This is a genomic window from Haloarcula sp. H-hyl6 (assembly GCF_056934455.1).
Map to the genome: position 1 here is coordinate 177,675 of NZ_JBRIIK010000004.1, position 21,195 is coordinate 198,869.

13 protein-coding genes and 2 pseudogenes are annotated in these 21,195 nt (G+C 57.0%); 1 reads left to right on the forward strand and 14 read right to left on the reverse strand.

Annotated elements, in window-relative coordinates:
- Positions 1–80: 80 nt before the first annotated feature.
- The 9 genes and pseudogenes from Hhyl6_RS21520 to Hhyl6_RS21560 all read right to left on the reverse strand — a co-directional run.
- Positions 81–273 (reverse strand): annotated as a pseudogene (locus Hhyl6_RS21520) (hypothetical protein); the annotation flags it as partial.
- A 104-nt stretch (positions 274–377) separates the two neighbouring features.
- A complete protein-coding gene (locus tag Hhyl6_RS21525) occupies positions 378–1,526 on the reverse strand; it encodes a Fic family protein (protein WP_483741298.1) in 1,149 nt (382 codons plus the stop codon).
- 372 nt (positions 1,527–1,898) lie between these two features.
- Positions 1,899–2,483: pseudogene (locus Hhyl6_RS21530) on the reverse strand (hypothetical protein); the annotation flags it as partial.
- 1,028 nt (positions 2,484–3,511) lie between these two features.
- Positions 3,512–4,960 (reverse strand): 2,5-dioxovalerate dehydrogenase, encoded by a 1,449-nt coding sequence (gene xacF / locus Hhyl6_RS21535; RefSeq protein ID WP_483741299.1) that lies wholly within the window; start codon positions 4,958–4,960, stop codon positions 3,512–3,514.
- 237 nt (positions 4,961–5,197) lie between these two features.
- On the reverse strand, positions 5,198–5,884 hold the full coding sequence (gene dhaL, locus Hhyl6_RS21540; protein ID WP_483741300.1) for a dihydroxyacetone kinase subunit DhaL: 687 nt from the start codon (positions 5,882–5,884) through the stop codon (positions 5,198–5,200).
- The gene (gene dhaK / locus Hhyl6_RS21545) at positions 5,884–6,879 is read right to left on the reverse strand and encodes a dihydroxyacetone kinase subunit DhaK (protein ID WP_483741301.1); all 996 of its coding nucleotides are present in this window, start codon (positions 6,877–6,879) and stop codon (positions 5,884–5,886) included. The genes dhaL and dhaK overlap by 1 nt, the downstream gene beginning before the upstream one ends.
- 84 nt (positions 6,880–6,963) lie before the next feature.
- Positions 6,964–7,794, reverse strand: a complete 831-nt coding sequence (locus Hhyl6_RS21550) for a carbohydrate ABC transporter permease (protein WP_483741302.1) — start codon at positions 7,792–7,794, stop codon at positions 6,964–6,966.
- The gene (locus Hhyl6_RS21555; protein WP_483741303.1) at positions 7,791–8,729 is read right to left on the reverse strand and encodes a carbohydrate ABC transporter permease; all 939 of its coding nucleotides are present in this window, start codon (positions 8,727–8,729) and stop codon (positions 7,791–7,793) included. The genes Hhyl6_RS21550 and Hhyl6_RS21555 overlap by 4 nt, the downstream gene beginning before the upstream one ends.
- A gap of 207 nt (positions 8,730–8,936) precedes the next feature.
- A complete protein-coding gene (locus Hhyl6_RS21560; RefSeq protein WP_483741304.1) occupies positions 8,937–10,400 on the reverse strand; it encodes an extracellular solute-binding protein in 1,464 nt (487 codons plus the stop codon).
- A gap of 268 nt (positions 10,401–10,668) precedes the next feature.
- On the opposite strand from Hhyl6_RS21560, the gene Hhyl6_RS21565 reads away from it, so the two are divergent.
- Positions 10,669–11,796 (forward strand): ABC transporter ATP-binding protein, encoded by a 1,128-nt coding sequence (locus Hhyl6_RS21565; RefSeq protein WP_483741305.1) that lies wholly within the window; start codon positions 10,669–10,671, stop codon positions 11,794–11,796.
- 86 nt (positions 11,797–11,882) lie between these two features.
- On the opposite strand, the gene Hhyl6_RS21570 is transcribed toward Hhyl6_RS21565, so the two are convergent.
- The 5 genes from Hhyl6_RS21570 to Hhyl6_RS21590 all read right to left on the reverse strand — a co-directional run bounded on the left by Hhyl6_RS21570 (position 11,883) and on the right by Hhyl6_RS21590 (position 20,543).
- On the reverse strand, positions 11,883–12,791 hold the full coding sequence (locus tag Hhyl6_RS21570; protein ID WP_483741306.1) for a dihydrodipicolinate synthase family protein: 909 nt from the start codon (positions 12,789–12,791) through the stop codon (positions 11,883–11,885).
- Positions 12,792–12,842: 51 nt separating this feature from the next.
- Complete coding sequence (locus tag Hhyl6_RS21575; RefSeq protein WP_483741307.1) at positions 12,843–13,616, reverse strand: IclR family transcriptional regulator; 774 nt, start codon at positions 13,614–13,616, stop codon at positions 12,843–12,845.
- Positions 13,617–14,651: 1,035 nt separating this feature from the next.
- Positions 14,652–18,050 (reverse strand): DUF5817 domain-containing protein, encoded by a 3,399-nt coding sequence (locus tag Hhyl6_RS21580; protein WP_483741308.1) that lies wholly within the window; start codon positions 18,048–18,050, stop codon positions 14,652–14,654.
- A 317-nt stretch (positions 18,051–18,367) separates the two neighbouring features.
- The gene (locus Hhyl6_RS21585; RefSeq protein WP_483741463.1) at positions 18,368–18,577 is read right to left on the reverse strand and encodes a hypothetical protein; all 210 of its coding nucleotides are present in this window, start codon (positions 18,575–18,577) and stop codon (positions 18,368–18,370) included.
- A gap of 1,654 nt (positions 18,578–20,231) precedes the next feature.
- Entirely contained in the window at positions 20,232–20,543 is a 312-nt protein-coding gene (locus Hhyl6_RS21590; protein ID WP_483741309.1) for a hypothetical protein, read from the reverse strand.
- Positions 20,544–21,195: the final 652 nt, after the last annotated feature.

The window sequence follows — 21,195 nt, forward strand, 5'->3', positions numbered from 1 at the left end:
GACCCTGGAACTACGCGGTTCAGACGATATATCCCGCCCTGCTCACGCCATCGGCCCTCGCGTTGGAAGAGGGTTACTCCGATCTCGTGGATCTGCTCTTGTTGTGCTTCGACGTCATTGAGGCGATGATCGGCTTCGGTGGCCTTGCCCGACGGCCGTCGTCGCGACGTCGTGGGTCTGCTCTTGCGGCGCTTCGAGCTCGGCGACGCGGTCCTGCAGCGACTTGATCGTCGCAACCAGACCCTCCAGAACACTCGAAACGAGGTGTTTAACAGCCGGCTCTGTAGTTTCGCTAGGCGCGACTGGCTTCGACAGCGTTGTGTGCTGCGTGGACGGCGTCGAACACCTCGTCGACTGTTGGGTTTTTTGTCATTGCCTCACTCCAACGGCTGGTCGAGGATGTCGAAGATATCGACTGCTTTGAACTCCTGATAGCGTTCTTTTCCGGTCGTTTCAGTCAGGACGCCCTGGGCCTGGAGTTTCTGAATCGCGTTCCGCGCCGTCTGCTGGGTCACATCTAGCAGATCCGCGACATCAGTCGATGTCACATAGGGTTGTTTGAACAGCCGCATCGCCAGTCGATCGGCAGCTGTTTTTTCGTGGCCGTACGTCCGTTCATACTCTCGACGGAGGGTGCGAAGCTCGTTCGTCCGTTCGACGGCCTCGGCTGCTTGTGAGCGGAGGCCTTCAACGAAGAAGCGAAGCCAAGGCTCCCAGGCGCCTGTTTCGCTGACCGTCCGCATCCGGTCGGCATATTCGATTTTGTTTCGGTTGAAGTACGCACTCGGGTACAGATACGGTTTTGTGAGGTAGCCCTTCTGGATCAACTGTAGTGTGATGAGAATCCGGCCTAACCGCCCGTTCCCGTCTTCGAACGGGTGAATGGTCTCGAATTGATAGTGTACGAGGCCGATCTGTACGAGGTCGTGATACGCACTAGTTGCGTTGCAGTACTCGGCGAGATTCGCCATCAGGTCTGGAATCTTGTCAGGGGCAGGGGGGACGAACGGCTCCTGGAACGACGAAGCTGCAGGGAGATTCATCGGTTTCGCACGGAATTGGCCTGGGTATTCGCAGTGGCCCCGGACGTCCTCCATCAACAACTCGTGGAGATTCTGCAGGAGAGGGAGTGTGATTCGGTCCCCCTTTGAGAGTCCGCTCGCCCCCTCAGTAATTGTCTGCTCGTAGTTCAGTGCTTCTTGAACATCCTTTCGGGCGGTCCCCCCGTCATTGAGTCCCTCTGAACGAAACACGTCTTCGATCTCGATGTCGGCGCCTTCCAGCACCACTGACTCGACGGCTTCACGGCGAACCATCGTCGTGTACAGGAGTGGGTTCGCCTCTGTCTCGTCACCGATCCCTTCCAGTCGCCCAAGTTGATAGATGGCATCTTGGAGTAACTGCTGGAAGTCGGCATCGAACTCAAGGTTGCGACTCGGTGGCAACGGGTCCGGCAGGTAGTACGGTCGCCGACCGTAGGGAATGTATTCACCAGGGGAATCATCGGGAAGCGGCTCTCGCTCCATTTGGCTTGTAGCCGTATACTCGGCGCTAACACAAAAGTTGGGGTGTCGAATTTGTATTAGACCCATCTATGTCCGGCATGGTTATATATGGGGGCTTCCGGACATACCGCTCTAACCCAAATCGACGCTGTACACGTCCCGAGAGGTGGCCCAGCAATCGGAATTGATCCGTCACACCCGTTGTGAACAGAGAATCCGGGCTGGTCGCTCCGTTCGTGTTACGATCACTCACTCCACGCCTGTACAAATGGGGTCGCTCCCGGTTACTGCAGCTAACAGACAGCAGCGTCGACGGCGGCAGGGCACGTGCCACCGCGTCCATCAACGCCGGTTCCGTGCCGATTCCCTCCTCAGACCGTGCTCGTCACGGGGTTATGGCGAAGCGTCCACCACAACGGGTGTGACACCGCCCATCGTTGCTTTCCGGTCGCTATTCTCCAGCAGATCCAGACCGACGTAGCGTTGCTCGACCAATCCGTCGGCGGTTTCGGTGTCCATCACCAGCAGTTCCGCCTTCGTCTGGTCCCGGCCGACCTGCCGTGTCTTCTCGATGAGGTCGTCGCCGCCTAACTCGATCAGTTTCTCCCAGACACGTTTGATCGTCTGGCGGTGTGGCTCTTTCCCGAGTTCGGCGGTCAGGGCGGTCTCCACATCCTCCTTCGTGAAGAAGACACCACTCCCATCGGTCCGTTCGGTCGCGAACTCGGGCCAGCGCTTCGCCACACTGATCGCCCGATAGGTGTTCTGACGGTTCGAACGCTCGACGAACATGGTCTTGACTTTTGCCTGCCGACAGTTCGCGAAAAAGTCTAGCGGTGAGGAACTCGGCTCGATGCCGTCGGGGAGTGTCTCAGCATCCTCCTGCTGGTCAGGATCGGCCTCCAATTGTTGAGCCTTCGCGATGGCGCTCTTGGCGACTTCGTGCGTCTGTTCTTGTTGAGCTTCGACGTCGTCGATATATAGACACACCCGTCTTAGCAGACCACTTGGAAGAACGAGACCCACTGGTCCACAGCACCGTATCGACGGACCGCCCAAAGAACGTCACCCAGATTGCATGCGCCTCGCCAAGTTGATTGTGGCACATCCGGACGGTTACAGCACACTCACGTCGCTTCAGACGCAGTCACGGGTTTCTCCTCTGAAGCTTGCGAGCGTGTCGAAGGATCGCTTGTCGGTGATACGGGGTAGGCAGTGAAAGCCTGAGTTGTCCCAGCAAACGACGGAAGCAGATTCGACGGGTCGCGAGGATGACTCGTGATTCCGTAGCGACGGTAACTGTCGAAGTTGTCACCCCGAACCCGTGTCAGTGCGGACCTAAACACACCACGCAGTGCTGTGTGACTGCGAAGGAATTGACGCCAGAAGTGTTTACAGACAGGCCCGTGGGCAGTTGAAGCCGCCGGCAGGCCGTCTGCGTTCTTGCGCCAAAAGCGGGCCAGTATGACAACGTGTTGCAAAGCCGTCAGGGTGTCCCGCTCGAAGCGTTACGTGAACTCACACTTATCGAGCGGATCTTGCGGTCGACACCATCCCAAGCCGGGTTACCAGTACATGACGATGACATCGTAGGTCGACGGCATGCTAACCAACAATTTCTGGGCCATCAGCCGACTTTTGGTTAGCCATTCACCTTCTTATCTTAGAATGAAGATAGTAATCATCAGAAGTCCAAAAACCCTGCTATAGAATCGGCAGATAAAGTGGAATGTCGTATACAATCTCTCCTATGCGAAATATGAGTCTAGATTTTAGAAGATCGTTTTAGATTACTTAATCTAATTCTAATTATTTTAAATATATAATAGCCTTTTGAGTATGGCTTCAGAATGAGATTTTGGTTGAAGGGGGAGCAATCCAAGTGAGAGTGAACCGTCTCAGGGTCAAGCTCTGAGGCACTCACCGTGCTCATCTGTAGAGATTCGGTGAAATCGAAGTAGGAATGGCTGTCTTAGCGGAGAACTACACCTATCCGTTACTCAGTCTCAGTAGTTATCGTAGACCGTCTTTTCGATGGTGTAAAAGTCGAGGCCAGCATCACCCTGTTCGCGCCACGTCTCCGATGAGGAGTCTTTGAATCCTCCGAACGGAACATGGAGTTCGAGACCAGTGGTCTTCTCGTTAACCTTCACTACGCCGGCTTCAGCCTGTTCAACGAAGCGGTTAGCCTCTGTGTGGTCGTCGGTAACGATACTGGCCGAAAGACCGTAGTCGACGTCATTGGCCACATGAAGAGCTTCCTCAAAATCACTGACTTCAATAACGGCAATGACTGGGCCGAAGACTTCCTCGTTCGCTATCCGCATGTCATTACTAACATCAGTGAAGACGGTCGGTTCCACGAAATGCCCGTCCGCGACCGCATCGCCCTCGGGTACCTCGCCACCTGTAACGAGCGTCGCTCCCTCTTGTTCTGCGATTTCAATGTATTCGATCGTTGAATTCAGCTCAGCAGCATTTACTTGTGGGCCCATCTCGTGGTCGGATCCGGGTCCAACGTCTACCGACTCAGCCCGGTCAACAAGTTCGGCAACGAAGTCGTCATAGACGTCTTCATGGACTATTGCGCGAGAGCAGGCGGTACAGGACTGGCCGGTCGTTCCGAACCCACCTGTGGCGACAATCTCTGCTGCTTCTGCAGGATCCGCAGAGTCAGCGACAACTGTCGGATTCTTACCGCCGAGTTCGGTCTGAACGCGCTTGCCGGCGTCGGTTGCCTGTTGGTACACCATTTCGCCCACCTGACCACTTCCAGTGAAAGAGACGGCGTCCGTTCCCTCATGTTCGATGATGCTCTGGCCGACCGAACTTCCAGGACCGGTCACAACGTTGAGGACGCCGTCAGGGAGTCCGGCCTCATCGAGCGCTTCCGCGATAGCGATGGCGACGCCGGGCGCGATCGATGCAGGCTTGAGAACGGCAGTGTTGCCAGCAGCGAGCGCAGGTGCGAGTTTCCACGCTGGAATGGCGATAGGGTAGTTCCAAGGTGTAATGAGTGCCGCGACTCCGACCGGTTCGGTTCGCGTATAAAGCGTTGCGTCTTGCCCACTAGGGGCTTTCATACTGCCGCCGAGTTCAGCTGCTTTCGTGGCAAAGTAATAGAAAATGTCGACGGCCCGCTGTACTTCCCCAGCCGCCTCAACACGAGCTTTACCCTCTTCAGCGACCAGCATCGTCGTTAATTCGTCCGCCCGGTCAGACAGTTTTGCGCCCGCTTCGCGGAGAATACGCCCACGCTCAGGGGCCGGCATGTCGGCCCACGCATCCTGTGCGGTAACAGCGGCCGAAACGGCTTCGGCTGCGTCGTCTGCGTCAGATTGCTGGTACTCCGCGACAATTTCGCTTGGGTTCGCAGGATTTTGAACGGCGATGGTGTCGCCAGTGTTCGACGTACGCCACTCTCCGTCAATGTAATTCTGCTTGGTCTCCGACATCGGCAAGACGTTGTCAGGTCAGCTATATTGACGTTACGGTTCCCTCAGTCCCTACGTTCTGTATGGGGGTCGAACACGCTGGCGGACCAACAGAATATCAGTCAGTAAAACCGAGGATTGAGTCGGTATCACCCTCCGACTCTCTGGGACAGACAGTAACGTACAGACCACAGATTCCGCTCATTCGCTACCCATGACGGAATCAGTAGGGCCAAGGTACGTGGATATGAGAGTGGGTCAGGAGAGCACGTCGCCTAGAGATCCTGGGAGATACGGTTCGACCGTTTTGTCGTGTTCATTTTCGACAGCAGCATGAATCTCGCGCAATATGAGTAATACGGCGACTGCTCCTGGGTCAAGATAGCCAACAGATCGCCATTCGGTGTAGGAGGCCCGCCCCTTCTTCGCACGCAACGGGATTGTGAAACTGGTCCCGTACTCACAGGCTTTGACTGCCTGTGCAGAGGCTTCCACAGGCGTGACATCATCGAGTTCCTGCGCACGTTTGAGCGCGAATACTGCGGGTTGAATGGCGTCAAACATCGTTTTCGACCCGAGTGAGACATCACCCTGCTCCGCGACATTGTCTCGGTAGCGTTCTGCGAACGTGACGACGCTATCGAAATCAACGCCGTCAGCGAACGCATCGCTAGCTTCCATAGGCGACTTTCCAAACAGAATCCCAGAGGATCCAGACATTTCCGAGATGAGGGTTCGACCGACACTGTCGAGGACCTCGTCAGGATTCTCGAACTCGTTTGATTCGAGTTCTTCTATAACCCCTGTAGCGCCGCGGCGGATGCTGGCACCGAAATCAGCATCACCCACCTGTGAATCCAACTCAGTCAGCATATCCGCTTCAGCGATGAGGCGATCAGCGACTGACTCAATCACATCGACCACGAAGGTAGTATCGTCGGTCATCAGTCAGCGATCGTCAGCCCCGGTGTCTCAACGGGATGGGCGAGCAGGTCCCGTAGTTCGTCATCAAGCTTGAGCAGGGTTATCGAACATCCAGCCATATCGAGTGATGTGCAGTATTCGCCCACCCAGGCGTCGTGGAGGTCGATATCCTGCTCGTCAAGGCGTTGCTGGAGATGGCGATGGACAATATAAAGTTCACTCAGTGGTGTTCCGCCGAGTCCATTGACCATCGCGACGCAGTCATCCCCAGCACTAAGGCCAAGGTCGTCGACAACCGGATCAAGTAGTTCGTCGGTGATCTTATCAGCCGACAGCATTTCAGTCCGTTCTACGCCCGGTTCACCGTGAATACCGATTCCAAGTTCAATTTCATCCTCATCAAGATCGACCGTCGGTTCGCCTTTCTCAGGTGTAATACACGACGAAAGTGCAACACCCATCGAGGCGACATTCTCGACAGTCTTCTCCGCGACCGACGCGACTTCATCAAGTGAGCCACCCTGAGCGGCCTTCGCTCCGGCGATCTTGTGGACAAATACGGTACCAGCGACGCCACGTCGTCCTGTTCGGTCCTCCGCCTCAGACACAGCGACATCGTCGTCGACGATGACACGTTTAGTTTCCACGTCGGAGGCGAGGTCAGTTGCCACGTCGAAGTTCATGATGTCCCCTTCGTAGTTCTTGATGACCAAAAGGACACCCTCACCGGCGTCGCATGCGTCTATCATCTCTCCCATCTCGTCGGCAGACGGTGAGGTGAAGATGGCCCCTGCCGCTGCACCGTCAAGCATGCCTTCACCGACGAAGCCAGCGTGCATTGGTTCGTGACCGCTCCCACCACCTGTGACAATGCCGACCTTCCCGTCAACCGGGGCATCATCCCGAACCACGACATCTTCGTCTTTGAGGCGTCGTACTTGATCCGAATGTGCGCTGACGAACCCGTCGAGCATCTCGTCGACGACTGCAGACGGTTGGTTAATGAGCTTCTTCATACGAACACTCAACAAATCTATCTTCATGCAATATAAAATTTTTGGTGGTGAGAATGAGAGAATGCTTACGCGCCGCGAATCGGCTTACTCCACCGCGAAGGCGCTCGTTAGACTCCGGCGGGCAATCATATACAACACAGCGGGCGGCCCGCCGATGATGAACGACTGGGCCATCAGACGAGCCCAGAATGTCTGTTCTCCGCCAGTTGTCAATTTATACAGAGTGACGACAGCTGTCTGTGGCCCGTTTCCGGAGATCAGCATGTTCGCGAAGAGGAAGTCGTTCCAGCCAATAAGGAACGCGAGGAATCCAACCGAGGCGACAGCTGGCCAGGACAGCGGCAAGATAACTCGAACGAACGCCGTGAACTGGGTACAGCCGTAAACCTGCGCGGCTTCCTCAATGTTCGCGGGGAGCTTCTTGAAGAAGTCACGCAAAATCCAGATAGCAAACGGCGTGACGAACGTCTGATAGGCGATCCATAGTCCAGGAATTGTGTTGTAGAGTCCAATATCATACCATAGAGACTGAATCGGCAAGATGAGGATAACGTACGGGAACAGCAGGGCAACGACGATGAAATAGAAGCTCAATCGCTTGCCGGGGAAATCAGTTCGTGCAAATGCGTACGCCCCAGGAATGGTGATGAGGAGTGAAAGAATCGCGGTCCCAGTGGCGGTGAGGAAACTGTTCACTAAATCGCCACTGAGCTGCTCAAATGCGAGCGTCCACGGCTCCAGGGTTGGTTCTTGGGGGAGAAGAGTCGGTGGCCCATAAATCTCGCTCGACGGACTGAACGACACCGACAGCGCGAATACAAATGGGAGTAAGATGACAGTGATGAGAACTGCGAGGAGCAAATATTCGGACCCAAGGAACGCATAATCCCAACGATCGCGACTACGAGTACTCATGCTGCCACCTCCGTGTCCTGCGAGGACAGGAAGGTCCGGATGACCAACCCGATAAACACAATCGTGATCACGAACAGAATCAGCCCGACGGTGTAAGCTCGACCGAGTGCCTGTGCTTCACGGGCATACTGGTAGAGGAACACCGCCAGAATTGACGTATCGAATCCAGGCCCACCGCCAGTCATCTGGATGGGGATGGAGACCTTGACTAAGTTCCAGACGAACCGAATCGAGAATGCAATGACAATAGCGCTCCGTAGCTGAGGCAGTGTCACTCGGAAGAACGACTGCCACCGGTTGGCACCGTACATTCGAGCGGCCTCGTAGTGGGCGTCAGGGATGTTTTCAAGGGTGGCATATATGACAAGGAATGCGAACGGCCAGAATTTCCAGGTGGTGACAAACATAATTACAAGCATCGCTAGTTCACCGTTCGACGCCCAATAAATAGGCTCCTGCAAGATTCCAGAATTCAAGAGAAGCTTCTGGAAGGAGCCGAATGAAGGATTCAATAAAAATATCCAGATACTGCCGATAACGACACCAGGCATCGTATACGGAAGTATGAATATGACGTTGAGGAGGTTCGTGAAGTGATTTCTGTGTTTAACTAGGAGGGCCGCAGCGATAGCGGTGACAAGTTGGACGACGGTCGTGAGTGAGAATATCGCCGTGGCTCGGAGTGAGGTGTGGAACGGTTCCCAAGTGAGCAAATCGACGTAGTTGCCGAGTCCGACCCACTTGATTTCACCGACCAACGGCCAGTCGTGGAAACTCATCCAGACACCATTCAGAAACGGTACCCACAGAACCAGTGCTATAAACAGGAGTGTCGGACCGAACAAGAGATACTCAAACCAGTGATTTTCGAGTGCTCGATAACCCCGTTGGGCTCGTTGCCTGAGTACTGATTCGGTCTCTGAAACAGAGGCCATAATCGAGTACGTGATGTGAGAGCATATTAGTTTTTTCCTTGGAATCGCTGACGGCCAGATACGTCCTAGATATCTCTGCCGAGAATCGTCACCTCAGTTGGCGTCGAACAGAGTGGTGCCGTTGGAAGCAGCACTCTGTGTGAGGGCGCAAACCAGACGCGGATCGCAGTTCGCGGTGAGCTACCGTGTCATCAAGGGTGTAATGAACTAGAGCAGTTCACGGACATCCGAAGCGGCCTGTTCAGCTGCCTTCTCGGGCGTTATTTGCTCTTGGAAAGCCTGCTGGATGTATGGTTGCATGGTGTTGAACATGATGTTGGCGAGTTGCGGATGACCACCAAATGTGTGTTCAACTGTATCGAGGGCTTTCTTTGACGCAGACACGAAGTTGTGTGGGCCCGACGATTCCTCAAGTTGACTATACATGTCTTCCCGAATGGGGAGTAACCCTGCGCTTTCGGGCCACATACGTTGTTTTTCTGGTTTAAGGAACCGAGTCGCGAAATCAACGGCCGCTTCTTGACGCTTGCTCCAAGTCGACTCGTCAACACCGTCAGGTGCATTCATGAGCCCAAAGGTCTTGTAACTACAGATGACTTGCTGCCCCGAATTACCTCCGAAGCTTGGCGCATATCGAATCGTTCCGTTTTCTAGAAGGTCCGGGGCCCGGTCCAGCATCGTCGGGTGATTGGGTGACTCGTAGTAGGACATACTGACCTCACCGCTAACGAGACCCGCAACCTGTTCCTCGTCAGACGCGGACGGCGTCCCGGGGTCACCTAGCCCATGTTCAGTGTACGCCCCCACATATCGACTGAGTTCGTCTTTCCAAGCCTGCGAATCGAGGTTGGTGTCCGAGTAATCGTCGTTGAGGATGAGTCCATCAGCGCCGTTCAGCGCTACAGACCAGTGGACGTTGTATGTGTTCACTGCGTCGTACTGCGCGCTGAGCGGCTGGAAGCCAACGTTGCCTGGCCCTTCAGACTTAAGCGTCTGTGCGGTTTGGACCAGGTCATCATAGCTCTCCGGGGGGAAGTCCGAGTCCGGGTCGAGTCCTGCTTCTTCGAAGTGGTCAACACGTGCGACCAGCGGTGAGAGAGTCTGGATACTGACTGGGAGCTGGAGGATATCTCCGCCGTACCCGCGGAAACCAGACTCCAATCCGGTACGCTGCCACTCGATCTGATCCATAACCTCATCCTCGATCTGATCGAAGTACGGGGCAAACGAGGTCGCCCAGCCACCCTCGTGGAATGCGCCGCTCAGGTCGTGGCCGTAGGACGCCAAAACCGGATAGTTGCCCTCATCAAAATTACTTAGCCACGTGCCATCAGCGATCGAGCCGTAACCACTCCAGTTCACCTCGATGGTGGCGCCAGTCTCCTGTTCGAATGCCTTTTTCTCTTCTTCGAGGAACTGTCGAATAGAGTTCGACTGGGTGTTCCAGATGTCCCACCATTCGAAAGTAACTCCCTCATATGGTAGGTTTTCACCGGAATTGCCACTCGAACCGCCGTCGCTGCCGTCTCCGCTACCGCCACCGTCTCCGCCGTCGCCCGAACATCCTGCAGTTAGTGCAACGACGCTGGAAACGCCTGCTGATTTGATGAAGCGCCGCCGGTTCATCGCGCTGCTCCTAACGGTGCTGCGTTGCCCGTTATTACCTGTCATGGTGCAAAATAGGGTTTTCGCTAACAATATAAATATGTTATTGTATTCAAATGACACTCAGATTGGAGTTTTATTGTGGCATCAATAGGGCCTCAGCGGTCGTTCCACCACGTCGGCGAACAGACAACACACCCAGCTCTTCGGAGACGACAATATCTGGTGAGCTTCGGCCCCAAGTACAGTCTTGCAGGTGACGGGGGAGACATGGCCCAAGTGACGGACACACAGAATAAAGCATATATATTAAACACACAAACCCCTCGTCCATATGACGGTGAATCCCAAAGAGAGGAGTATTGATGGCCAAGCAGACGAAGATGAGGCACACATTAGTCTCCAAAACGTAACGAAAACCTTTGAGGACGGGACTATCGTCGCTACTGACGACGTGAGCGTTGATATAAGCCAAGACGAAATTGTTGTGCTTCTCGGCCCTTCCGGGTGTGGAAAGACCACCACACTACGGTGTATCGCTGGCCTCGAAATTCCAGATGGAGGCAACATATACGTCGACGGTGAAGAGATAACTGATCACAAACCCAAGGACCGGGACCTTGCGTTCGTGTTTCAGAGTATCGCTCTCTTCCCGCATATGACCGTCCGTGAGAACATCCGTTTCGGACTGGATATGAAAACGAATCTTGGAGAAGAAGAAAAAGAACGACAAGTCGAGCGGGCTGCTGAAATTCTCGACATCCAAGATCTTCTCGATAGGCAACCGGGTCAACTCTCTGGCGGCCAACAACAGCGGGTAAGTCTGGGGCGCGCGATGGTGATGGAACCTGCCGCGTTCCTGCTTGACGAGCCGCTCTCGGCGCTTGACGCGAACCTGCGTGATAAGATGCGGATCGAGCTTCAAGAGCTGCAAAATGAGTTGGAGACAACGATGATCTTTGTCACACATGACCAAGAAGAAGCGATGACTCTGGGTGATAAAATAATCATCATGAATGATGGGCAGGTCCAGCAGATTGGTACCCCCCGCGAAATCTACAATGATCCAGAGAACTTGTTCGTCACGAATTTCATCGGATCTCCATCGACAAATATCATCGACGGTCAGATTCAGCGCGACGGACAGGGTCTCGAAGTCAAGACAGACGTCACCTCATTCTCGCTGGAGGCCGCTGACACAGATCTAACCGATGGAGAAGAAGTTTCGCTTGGTGTCCGTCCTGAGCACCTCACAGTCACAGACGGGTCAGGTGATTTCACTGCGACAGTAAAGGTCATCGAGCACCTCGGAGATCGAGATGCTCTCTATCTAGATGCAAGCGGGCGGGAATTGGTAGCTCTCGCTAATCAACAAAGTATTACCGAAGGTGACACACTTTCAATTCGAATTGAGCATGAAAACATTTGGCTCTTTACCGCGAACGGAGAACGCATCCTGTAGCGGTCGGTTTCTATCTCCTATTGAGTGACCAGTCGCGAACCAGCCGTCCTCAAATATGACGGAATACGAGAACAGCTACGGTGTCTTTACCGGTTTTCGTAGACGCCCTGAGCGCGCATGTGCTCAATGGCCGCTTCGATCTCGCGTTCCTTCTCTCCAGTTGGGACTTTGATCGGCGTACGTGCGTGGCCCGCCTCGCGCCCGAGGAGGTTGATTGCAGCCTTTACGCTGCCCGGGAAGTTCAGTTGGGCATTCAAAACCGCCGTACGAGCAAGTTGCTGCGTGGCGAAATGCAGTTCTTCAGCTCGTTCAAGATCATTTTCTTGAACAGCATCCCACAGTTCAACGCTGATGCGTGGATAAATCGCATTCACGCCCGCGATAGCCCCTTTCGCGCCGAGTTGATACGACGGGTAGAGTAAATCGTCAAGTGCGCTGATGATCTGCAGGTCATCCCCGACCGTATCGAGCATGTTAGACAGGCCGTGGAAGTCACCCCCACTTTGTTTAATTCCATACAGCTCAGGGACTCGGTCCACCATCTCATCTGCTAACTCCGCAGTGACGTCGACATCTTCAATAACGTCGTAGATGAGAATCGGGAGTTCCCCGGCGTCACCAATCGCCTGAAAGTACTCAATAAGCCCCTCATCGGTGGGTGTCATGTAGTGAGGGGGCGTAGCCATAACGAAGTCAGCACCAGCGTCACGCGCCCGGACAGCCTTTTCCGCAGCCTCCTGGGCACTAGTCGCAATCGCACCAGCAATAACCGGAACTTCACCGTCAGCCTCGTCAACGGCAATATTGTAAATTTGAGTGTGTTCCTCGAGAGTGAGAGCATTCCCTTCACCGGTACTCCCTCCGACAGAGATGCCATGCACACCCGCGTCCAAATGATATTGTATCTCCTCTCGAAGAGCAGATTCGATTATTTCACTATCCTCATCAAACGGAGTCACTATTGGGGGGACTATCCCCTCGAGTTCAGTGGTCATACCTCACCCTATATGCACCTCGCCGTGTATAAAAAGATTACTCCAATGGATTCAGTTTTCAGATAGGTTTCTCAAATTCAATTCAATGACATTAGCCTTGCTGAGAAGCAATTCTGGGACCTTTTCGTGGAACCGATCATCTTTCATCCGCCGCTTCGGCCCGGAAACACTAATTGAAGCAATAACCCGATGGTCGTGTTGAATTGGAACAGCTACACAGCGAAGACCGAGCATGTTTTCTTCCCTATCAAGGGCGAACCCACGTTCACGTACCTCGGCCAGTTCATCGAACAACTCCTCCTCGTCTGTAATTGTATGCTCAGTCCGTGGCGGGAGTCCATGTTCACCCACGATTTCTCGGACACGGTCCTCTGAGCGGAACGCCAAGATAGCTTTCCCGAGAGACGTACAGTGTAGCGGAACGTGCATTCCTGGCTTATTCGGAAGTTGGATGTCGACCTGGTTTCGGGACCGGTAAATGTGGACACCCTGTCCCCTCTCTTCAAACATCAGATTCGCTACCTCGTTCGTCTCTTCTGCCATCTTTTCGATTTCGGGGCGGGCGATTTCGTAGACGTCGTTACGGCGGCGAGAGTAGTCACCTATTTCAAGAAATTTGAACGACAGTTTATACATCGAACCCTCCTTCCGAAGGTATCCACCACTACGTAACGTTGTTACATGGTTGTACGCGGTACTCTTCGAAATATCGAGGTCCTCCGCGATTTCGGTGACCGTAGCCTCGTCAAGCGTTCGCAGCGTTTCGATGACGTCGAGCATTGTTTTCCCAGATTGAATCGGGAAGCGGTCGTCAGTATTTGTCATACCATGCCCTAGCACCCACCATCAATTAAATCGTTCGCTATTGTGACCGGCTTAAATAGTCTTACGAGGAACGAGGGGGACACAGTTTTACTCATAGCGAACAGACTACAACAGCCTATGACGATCACCGATTACTGCAAGAAATGACTAGCGCTACTTTCAGAATGTGTCGGCAACAAGCTGATGATGACGGCATCAGAGAACGAGAGTTCAGAGCTGAGAGAAGCCTACTGAGCGAGAAGCAATAGAAGGACAACGGTCAGATAAGTAGATGAAGCACCTGAGAACGAGATGCGATTTGCCCTGCTGGTCGAGATTCTATCCAATATAATATTCCAACCCTGGAAAACCAGTTAGTTTCTTTTGGACCAATTCAAGACCTTCTACTTGCAGTTATCAGGCGTTCTGAGAATTGTTTTCTATAGAGGAACAATATGCGATAGCGAGAATCATATCAGTCCAAGAAGACGGCCCTGGAAACGGGACGAATCGTAGATCAGGAGCGGGTGAGAAGTCGTGGTTTTGAATGTGACACCGACAAGACGGTAACACTAGTACACCCGTTAGATTTGATCCCCGACGGAATCCAGCCATTCGGTGTAGAAGACCTTAGTAATATCAGGTGTACATTTATTACTATATATAAGAGAGTATGCTGCTATGCAGTGCTCAGACACATTACGGCCGTAGTTGTTATCTGAATTTCTCTGGCGAGCTATCATTCGAGCGATCTTTTTCAGACCCATTCTAACCAGACACACATGCCATCAACAATACGATTTTCATCTAGTGTTTCCTCATACGTGCGTATGATATCATTTATCCCTACCCTACTAACTATACCACACATATTGAGTTTTGGGGGCCTTTTCATTACTAACCACGCCCATCTACCCAAACTCCTCCGGATTTATCTTTAGAATATGAATATATGCCCAAATACAATATCCGATGGGCGTTATCGAGACTTCAATGGCAGTATGCAAGTGTTTTCTGTGGTTTGATCGTTGCAGAAGGTCGTCGACCCGTGCTCCACTAGCCATGCAACACCGTCTGCTCAGTTCGATACTGTGGTCGCTGTGGCCCAAGGTGGACTCCAGTGGCATCTGCGCCCGACTCGACAGATGCCTCGACACACTCACTACAGTATGCCCTCAGAATGGGGCGCCACCGTGTCAGGCCGAGCTCATCGAGGAGCCACTCACACTCATCGAGGCGCGCCCCGAATTCGTAGTACCGATCCGGCGGGATGTCGAGAAATGCGGTTTCGGCTATGAGTTCGACGACGAGTGCGCCGGGCGACGTCGGCGGCGCCGGCTGTTTGATATACCCACCCGGTGGTTGGGGCTGTGGCATGGGGTGGGACTCGTGATAGGGCGTGCGCTCGTCAGTCGTCGAGGCCCACCAGGGCTCTAAATGAGCGACGAAGCCCTCGTCGGTGGCTTCCACGAGGAAAAACGCCCGCAGAGTCTGATGATGCCGACCGTAAGAGCTCGCCGAGGTGACGTCGATAAGGTCCTGCCGGTCCAGTGGGGCGTCGCTCGCAAACAGCGCCGCCAGCATGCGCCGGGCGGCCGGCGGGAGCGTTGGGAAGATCGCTTCGTGTGGGAGTGTGGCGAGGGCGTTCTGAACCGCCCAGGTATCAAGGCGATCTCGTGGCGTGTCCCGAGCTTCGAGTGCATGTAGCGCATCGGCGACGAGGAACGGATCCGGCCCACGGTCCTCAGTGGCGAGGGCAGCCTCTAGACAGCGGGTCAACCGATCCAGATCTTGGCGCTGGGGCTCGTAGAATCCCTTGCGGTCGGCGATCTCCCGAACCAGCCCCCGGAGATGCGCATGCGCAGTGGCGTCGGCCATCGGGAGCGCCAGCGTCGCCGCGTCCTCGATGCCCTGGTCGATTCGGTCGCGAAGACGGTTGGCTTCCGCGTCGATCGCGTCCTGAACGGGCTCTTGAAGCGACGAGACGTCGGGCCCGGAGAGGAGCCACGACGCTGTCAGCTCCGCCGTCGGGTCGGCGTCGTCGACGGCATACGCAGCGCGAGCCTGCAGTTTCTCAGGCCGGTCTTCGACACACATCCGGTACCAGCTGTGGAAGCCTCGTTCGTCCTCGTAACCAGCCTGTTTCGTCACGGTAAAGCGCATGAAATCCAGGAAATCCTGCAACGCCGCGTCGTTCGCCCGCAGTTCCTGAACCCGCGGCAGACGGACGTTGATCGTGACGTCGATCCCGGCGGCATAGTACAGATGCGTCGCCGACGTTAGAAGGCCATGCAAGTCCCTGAACAGCTCACGACGGCACGCAGCGTCCAACTCACCCAGCTGCCCGAGCTTCGAGAGAACGTTCGATCGGACGGCACCAATCCGATCCCGCCAGTTGTCGTAGTGCTCGAGCTCGGCCTCGGAAAGCCAGCCGATCTGCTGGGCCCGCACGAGAACGGCCTGCAGGTCAGTGTCGAACGCGTCGACACCACCGTGCAACTGTTCGAACTGCGGGCCGACGGTGTCGATACTCAACGCTTTGCTCAGCATGCGCTGGCTGAGTAAGCCAGCACAGCAACGTGCCATCGTGTGTGCTGGGCCACCCCACTGTGTAACCAGGAGCGCGTGATCGTCAAAAATCGACGTATAGGTGACCCGCCCATCGCCAGTCGGTGCCTGACGGTCGTCCGTCCAGTCGATGAGGTCCGCATCGGCGAAGGTCACTCCCGAAACACGCTCCCCAGCCAGGATACGGCGGTGGAGGACCGGGGGTTCGACCTCACGAGGGCCAGCGGCGTCGCCGAGGAACTGGACGTAGCCCGCCTCAGTTGGGTCGCCGGTGTCGGCCAACCACCGTTCGGCCGGAGGGTGGTGGGACCCTCCTGTCTCGTGGGGTGCTACACTGTACTTGTGAGATGCTGAGGGGTCTCGGTAAGACGCATTCGGTAGTCGAGCTTGATCCGGATGGACGACTTCGCCAGCAGACGTCACATACGCTTGAGCTGCGGCCCCCAGTGCCGTCAACGACAGCCGGTTCGACGTGTACGTGCGGTCGATGGTGACCAGTCCAGCGGCCTCCAAGTCGGCCACATAGCGGTCAATACTGGCGGCAGCGTAGTCGATCTGGGTATCACGCTTCAGCGCGCGGACAGAGCGCTCGCCATCGGCATCCAGCTGCGCCAGAAGTGTGAGCAACCCCGTCTCGGTCCGGTTGGCCTCGACGAACGCCCAGGCCTCCTCGACCACATCTGAGTCGTCTGGCGAAGTCGACGTGGTGCCTGGCCGGCGGGACGTCTGGGCGGGCGCAGTAAGGAAGGCAAAGCGGTCAGCCCATGCGGGCGAATCGCCTCCGAGCGCGCTAGTGGTGAGCCGGCGCAGCCGGTGGCGGACGTCAGGGGAGAGCCACAACCGAACATCGAACCCGTCTGCAAGGGCGTCGAAGGCCGCCAATGCCCGTTTGATCGTCTCGCTGCTGGCGGCCGTCCACTCTGCGCCATCGAGCACGAAGGTCAGCGACAGTGGCGTGGCCCGCTCCGCATGCAGCGCCGCAAGCGAATGCCGGATCGCATCGACGCCAGCATTGAACTGACCACGACTAGTGCCCACCGTGTCAAGTGTTTGTATAATTCGGTCGAACTGTTCACGACCCTCAAAACCGCGGCGTACGCGGTAGACGTCGTCGGCCCACAGCAGTGCGTAGCGACCGATAGCATCGAGATAGGACCGTGCCTCCTCGATAGCGCCCGTGTCGGCAACGGCGGTGTCGAGCTGGGCGATGTTGCCCACCAACTCCTCGTGGATCAGCGTCGCGACGGCGCCGGCACCCCCATTGGGATCGCGATAGTTGAAGGCGTAGCGCTCGCGCGCGATATCTTGGACGAGGCGCGCCGTCGACGGTACAAGCTCGGCGACGACGTCGGCCAGCCACTCGGAGGTACGGGGACTCACGGCACGATAGGTTCGACCGGCGATCCCGAGCTGCCCGTCGGCCTGGACGAGCGAGATCCCAGTCGTCTGTGTACCGTCGCCTGACCCACGCAGCTGTGGCCGGTCGGCGACGGGCACCTCAACGTCGGGGCCAGTCTCCGGAGTGCGTGTAGTAACCGCCCGCTCGGTGGCGTCGGTGGCTGTACCGTCGTCGGTAAGCGTCTCGACAAGGCCAGGGTCGAGGCCAAGGCCATTGAGATAGGCACGATCGTCGACGACTGACTCGCGCGCCCGCGTCGCTTGCTCCCAGTACGGATCGAGATCGGCGTCACCGGCCCCCGCCCGATCGGCCAACAGGGCAGTGCGTTGCTGATTCGCCACTTCTCGATCGTCGGCCTGTGCGAGCGCTCTAAGTTCCGCTCGACGGTGGCTGGTCCCACACGTTGGACAGGTGGCTGACTCCTCGCTGGTGTCCTTGAGGAGCCACAGTGACTGGCACGTCGAACAGCCGACGACGGTGTACGTCATCGGTGCTCACCTCCAGCGGTGTATACAGCAGGTGCTGCCGAGCGTATCACTCGCAGGCGCACCGTGTCAGATCCACGGAGTATGCTGGCAATCGCGAAGGGGCGATAGCCCACCTCGCTGCTTGCGCTGGGGTTCCCTGTCGTGGTGGTATGTCGCATTGAGAGAGGTGGATGTCGCACTATTGGCTCACTGATGCTGCTCCAGTCCGCCCAGACGACGCAAGCGCGACAGCGATGTTGCTCGCCGCTGCCGGTGCCGCGGGCCGCCACCCAGAACACCGTCGCTATCGTCGCCGCTGTCGGTGCTGTGGTTCGTCATCACTCGACCTCTGTCCGGCGTTCGATGACGACATCGTGGCCATATTCCCCACGACGGTACTGCTCGTAGAGATTTTCGACAGCGGCGAACTCACTGCTCCATTCGGTGTAGTGGACGAGGTCGCCGACCCGATAGCGAAGGCGCCACTGGACGGCCTGGCCGGGCGGTGTGTCGTCTGCAGAACGACTGGCGGGGGCTGGCTGGGCCATCACCGACCACCCCCGTCGCGCCGACGCCTCTGACCAGGCAGCGATCGCCACTGTGACACGCCTCGCGGTGGCCAAGACGTGAGCGGCGCCGATGCTGTCAGTGTGATCCCATTTCCACAATGCTTATCAGATGAGTCCTTGAGTACCCACTCGCAGGCAGTCGTGCTGTCAGAGGCACTCGCGGCGACGGGCAGTTTAGTCAGCTGGCGGCGTCTCGGCGCCGTCAGCTGGTGCAATATTGTACGGCTATCCACAGGTTTACGTATGTGAATGCTAGACATACAGCTACGGCCTCGACCACTGTCGTGCCTCTGACAGCCGTCGGTCGTCGGGGCCAGATTCTGTTGCTGGGCACTGGCTAGCGGCTGTGTTCGCAGCGTCAGTCCACACCCGCTGATGGCGACCAGCCCGGCCTGTCTGGGCCATCGTGATGTCGGCAGTCGCCATGGAGTACACAGCTCGGCAGACGGGTCGCAGCTCACTGGCTGGCAATCGGCAGCACCTGGCGATGCTGGCGGTCGCCGATCGTCGCCGACCGTCACCGCGCTAGATGGACTGGTCGCGCCGAGCGGCAGCCACGTCGCCTGGACCGCCCCATGTGATCCATGCGTCCAGTCCATGGGCCGCTGGTGTAGCCAGCCCGACCGGTGTTGCGTGGTCGGCGCCGTGCATGCACACGCTGTCGCCGACGCCAGACAACCCCGCTCGAGTCGGGCCGCGTGCCACAGCCGGCACACTCCTGCACTGCCCGGGCGCGCGAAGCCCTCGCCCGCACCAACCAAGCTGACGGGCAAGCGAGGACCGTAGGATCGTGTCCCCACCCACGGGCCGCTGGCGCGGCGTCGGCCCCGGTGCAGCCGTGGCTGCATCATCAGTATGCGGCCGTTTACAGTGGGGCTCCACCGTTCGTTATTCACCGCTACTGCCGGTAGCTGGGCAAGGCCGGTTGCTCGGGGCGCTCGGCGCCACAGGACGGGCAGGCCGTCACGCCGACCTGCGTGTCCACGCGCCGATCGCACGACAGCAGTCCTCCTCCGGTTACCGACTGTATACTTAGCAGGTGTCTCGACGAAAGGACACACGGGGCCCCGGTCTACAGACGGGGCCCTGTAACGGCGTCTGCGTCTTGGCACGACCGCGTGCAATCGACTGTGTGCCCCTGTCTGGCGGCCGTCCGGGGGTTGAACCCTCCCCGGACGGCCATCCCGCCGTTCCCGCGACCCGCACGGCCCTCCGACAGACGTGTCGGTGCATTGCGTCTGTGGGCGGGTGGTGCGAGTCTTCGTTCCGTCACCACCGCCACTCCCTAGCGGGCCAGTGCCAGCCCTCTGCTGGTAGGTTCGAATTGGACGACGGCGGGACTGATCGAGGACCCTCACTACAGCTAGCTGGCATCTTTTCACAACTAGCCAACAGATACCGTCGGTGCGAGCATCCGCGTTGTCAGAGGCACGGTGGAGACTGCTCTCCGGTCCCTGTGTCCGACGGTCTGGTACTCCCGCTGGGCTTGCTGGAGTATTACGCCAACGCGTACGCTTATTCCAGCCACAGCAATCTATCCGATTACAGCCCTGACTGGTCCGTTGCCTCTGACAGCCGATGGCAGTCAGGGTCCACTCCTGCCTGCGCGTCAGATCGAACAGTCCAGCGCGAGTCATTCTTCACGCTCCCGGAGCGCATAACCCTCGATACCGGGGCCCGCCAGCGGCCGACACTCATCCCAGGCCACACACTCCGTCGGGAGTCCTGTGGCGCGCCGAACGGCGATCGTCACGTCCTCGCGGTGGAGCCGATCATCAACCGAGGCATGCAGCCGCCAGATGGTCTCCTCGGCTAACTCGGCGAGCAACACGCCGGTGACGGTCTCCTCGGTGTCATCGACGCGAGTGACGAGCAGTCGTGGGGCACGCTCGCGGTCGGTGCAGGCGACAACCTCGCCGACAGCGGGACACCGCGTGACCGTCATAGGTGGCCCACCTCCCGAGTGAGAGCGGGAATGGCGTCAGATCTAGCCTCCCACCTCCGTGAGCGGGGCGTCGATAGCGCCCCGCAACGTCCTGCGGCGCATGCTGGGAGCACACCTGGCCTCTCGACCGCTGGTGTCGGGCCCCACCTTCGTGGTCGCTGCGTGGCCAGTAGGGAGCGCCGTGGCGAATCGCCACGACGCAGCGGAATCTGACGGTGGCGGGTGAGTCGGCGTTCTCTCGGGCAACGGCAAGTACATTTACGCTGGCCCACCTCTAGCACTGTGCTGGCACAGGGCGGATTGCGTTGTGCTGGCTGGTTGTCAGAGGCAGACGATGGTGCGCCCTGTCGCTTTCGGCGATAGGGCGGTCCGTCGTTTCGACACCGGGCCGACACGAATCCACAGCAACAGCTATCTATACCTCCAGCGTAGCGCCCTCTAGGACTCCAGACAGTCACCACAACGCCTGTGGATTCGTGCCTCTGACAGCATCGACTGCTGGAGTCCCCGTTTCCAAACGCTGAGCAACGGCGCCGCCAGCTGGGCTGGTGGCTGTTCATCGTCGCTCACCTCGGCTGACGGCACGGCTGTATCGTCCAGCACTCCGGGTCGCCGTCAGGATCAGGGTCGGCCCAACTATGATACGTCTGGC

What these genes read in the sequence shown, in the direction of transcription:
- Hhyl6_RS21525 (WP_483741298.1), bottom strand. Translation starts at nt 1,526, where the DNA reads ATGGAGCGAGAGCCGCTTCCCGATGATTCCCCTGGTGAATACATTCCC.
- xacF (WP_483741299.1), bottom strand. Translation starts at nt 4,960, where the DNA reads ATGTCGGAGACCAAGCAGAATTACATTGACGGAGAGTGGCGTACGTCG.
- dhaL (WP_483741300.1), bottom strand. Translation starts at nt 5,884, where the DNA reads ATGACCGACGATACTACCTTCGTGGTCGATGTGATTGAGTCAGTCGCT.
- dhaK (WP_483741301.1), bottom strand. Translation starts at nt 6,879, where the DNA reads ATGAAGAAGCTCATTAACCAACCGTCTGCAGTCGTCGACGAGATGCTC.
- Hhyl6_RS21550 (WP_483741302.1), bottom strand. Translation starts at nt 7,794, where the DNA reads ATGAGTACTCGTAGTCGCGATCGTTGGGATTATGCGTTCCTTGGGTCC.
- Hhyl6_RS21555 (WP_483741303.1), bottom strand. Translation starts at nt 8,729, where the DNA reads ATGGCCTCTGTTTCAGAGACCGAATCAGTACTCAGGCAACGAGCCCAA.
- Hhyl6_RS21560 (WP_483741304.1), bottom strand. Translation starts at nt 10,400, where the DNA reads ATGACAGGTAATAACGGGCAACGCAGCACCGTTAGGAGCAGCGCGATG.
- Hhyl6_RS21565 (WP_483741305.1), top strand. Translation starts at nt 10,669, where the DNA reads ATGACGGTGAATCCCAAAGAGAGGAGTATTGATGGCCAAGCAGACGAA.
- Hhyl6_RS21570 (WP_483741306.1), bottom strand. Translation starts at nt 12,791, where the DNA reads ATGACCACTGAACTCGAGGGGATAGTCCCCCCAATAGTGACTCCGTTT.
- Hhyl6_RS21575 (WP_483741307.1), bottom strand. Translation starts at nt 13,616, where the DNA reads ATGACAAATACTGACGACCGCTTCCCGATTCAATCTGGGAAAACAATG.
- Hhyl6_RS21580 (WP_483741308.1), bottom strand. Translation starts at nt 18,050, where the DNA reads ATGACGTACACCGTCGTCGGCTGTTCGACGTGCCAGTCACTGTGGCTC.
- Hhyl6_RS21585 (WP_483741463.1), bottom strand. Translation starts at nt 18,577, where the DNA reads ATGGCCCAGCCAGCCCCCGCCAGTCGTTCTGCAGACGACACACCGCCC.
- Hhyl6_RS21590 (WP_483741309.1), bottom strand. Translation starts at nt 20,543, where the DNA reads ATGACGGTCACGCGGTGTCCCGCTGTCGGCGAGGTTGTCGCCTGCACC.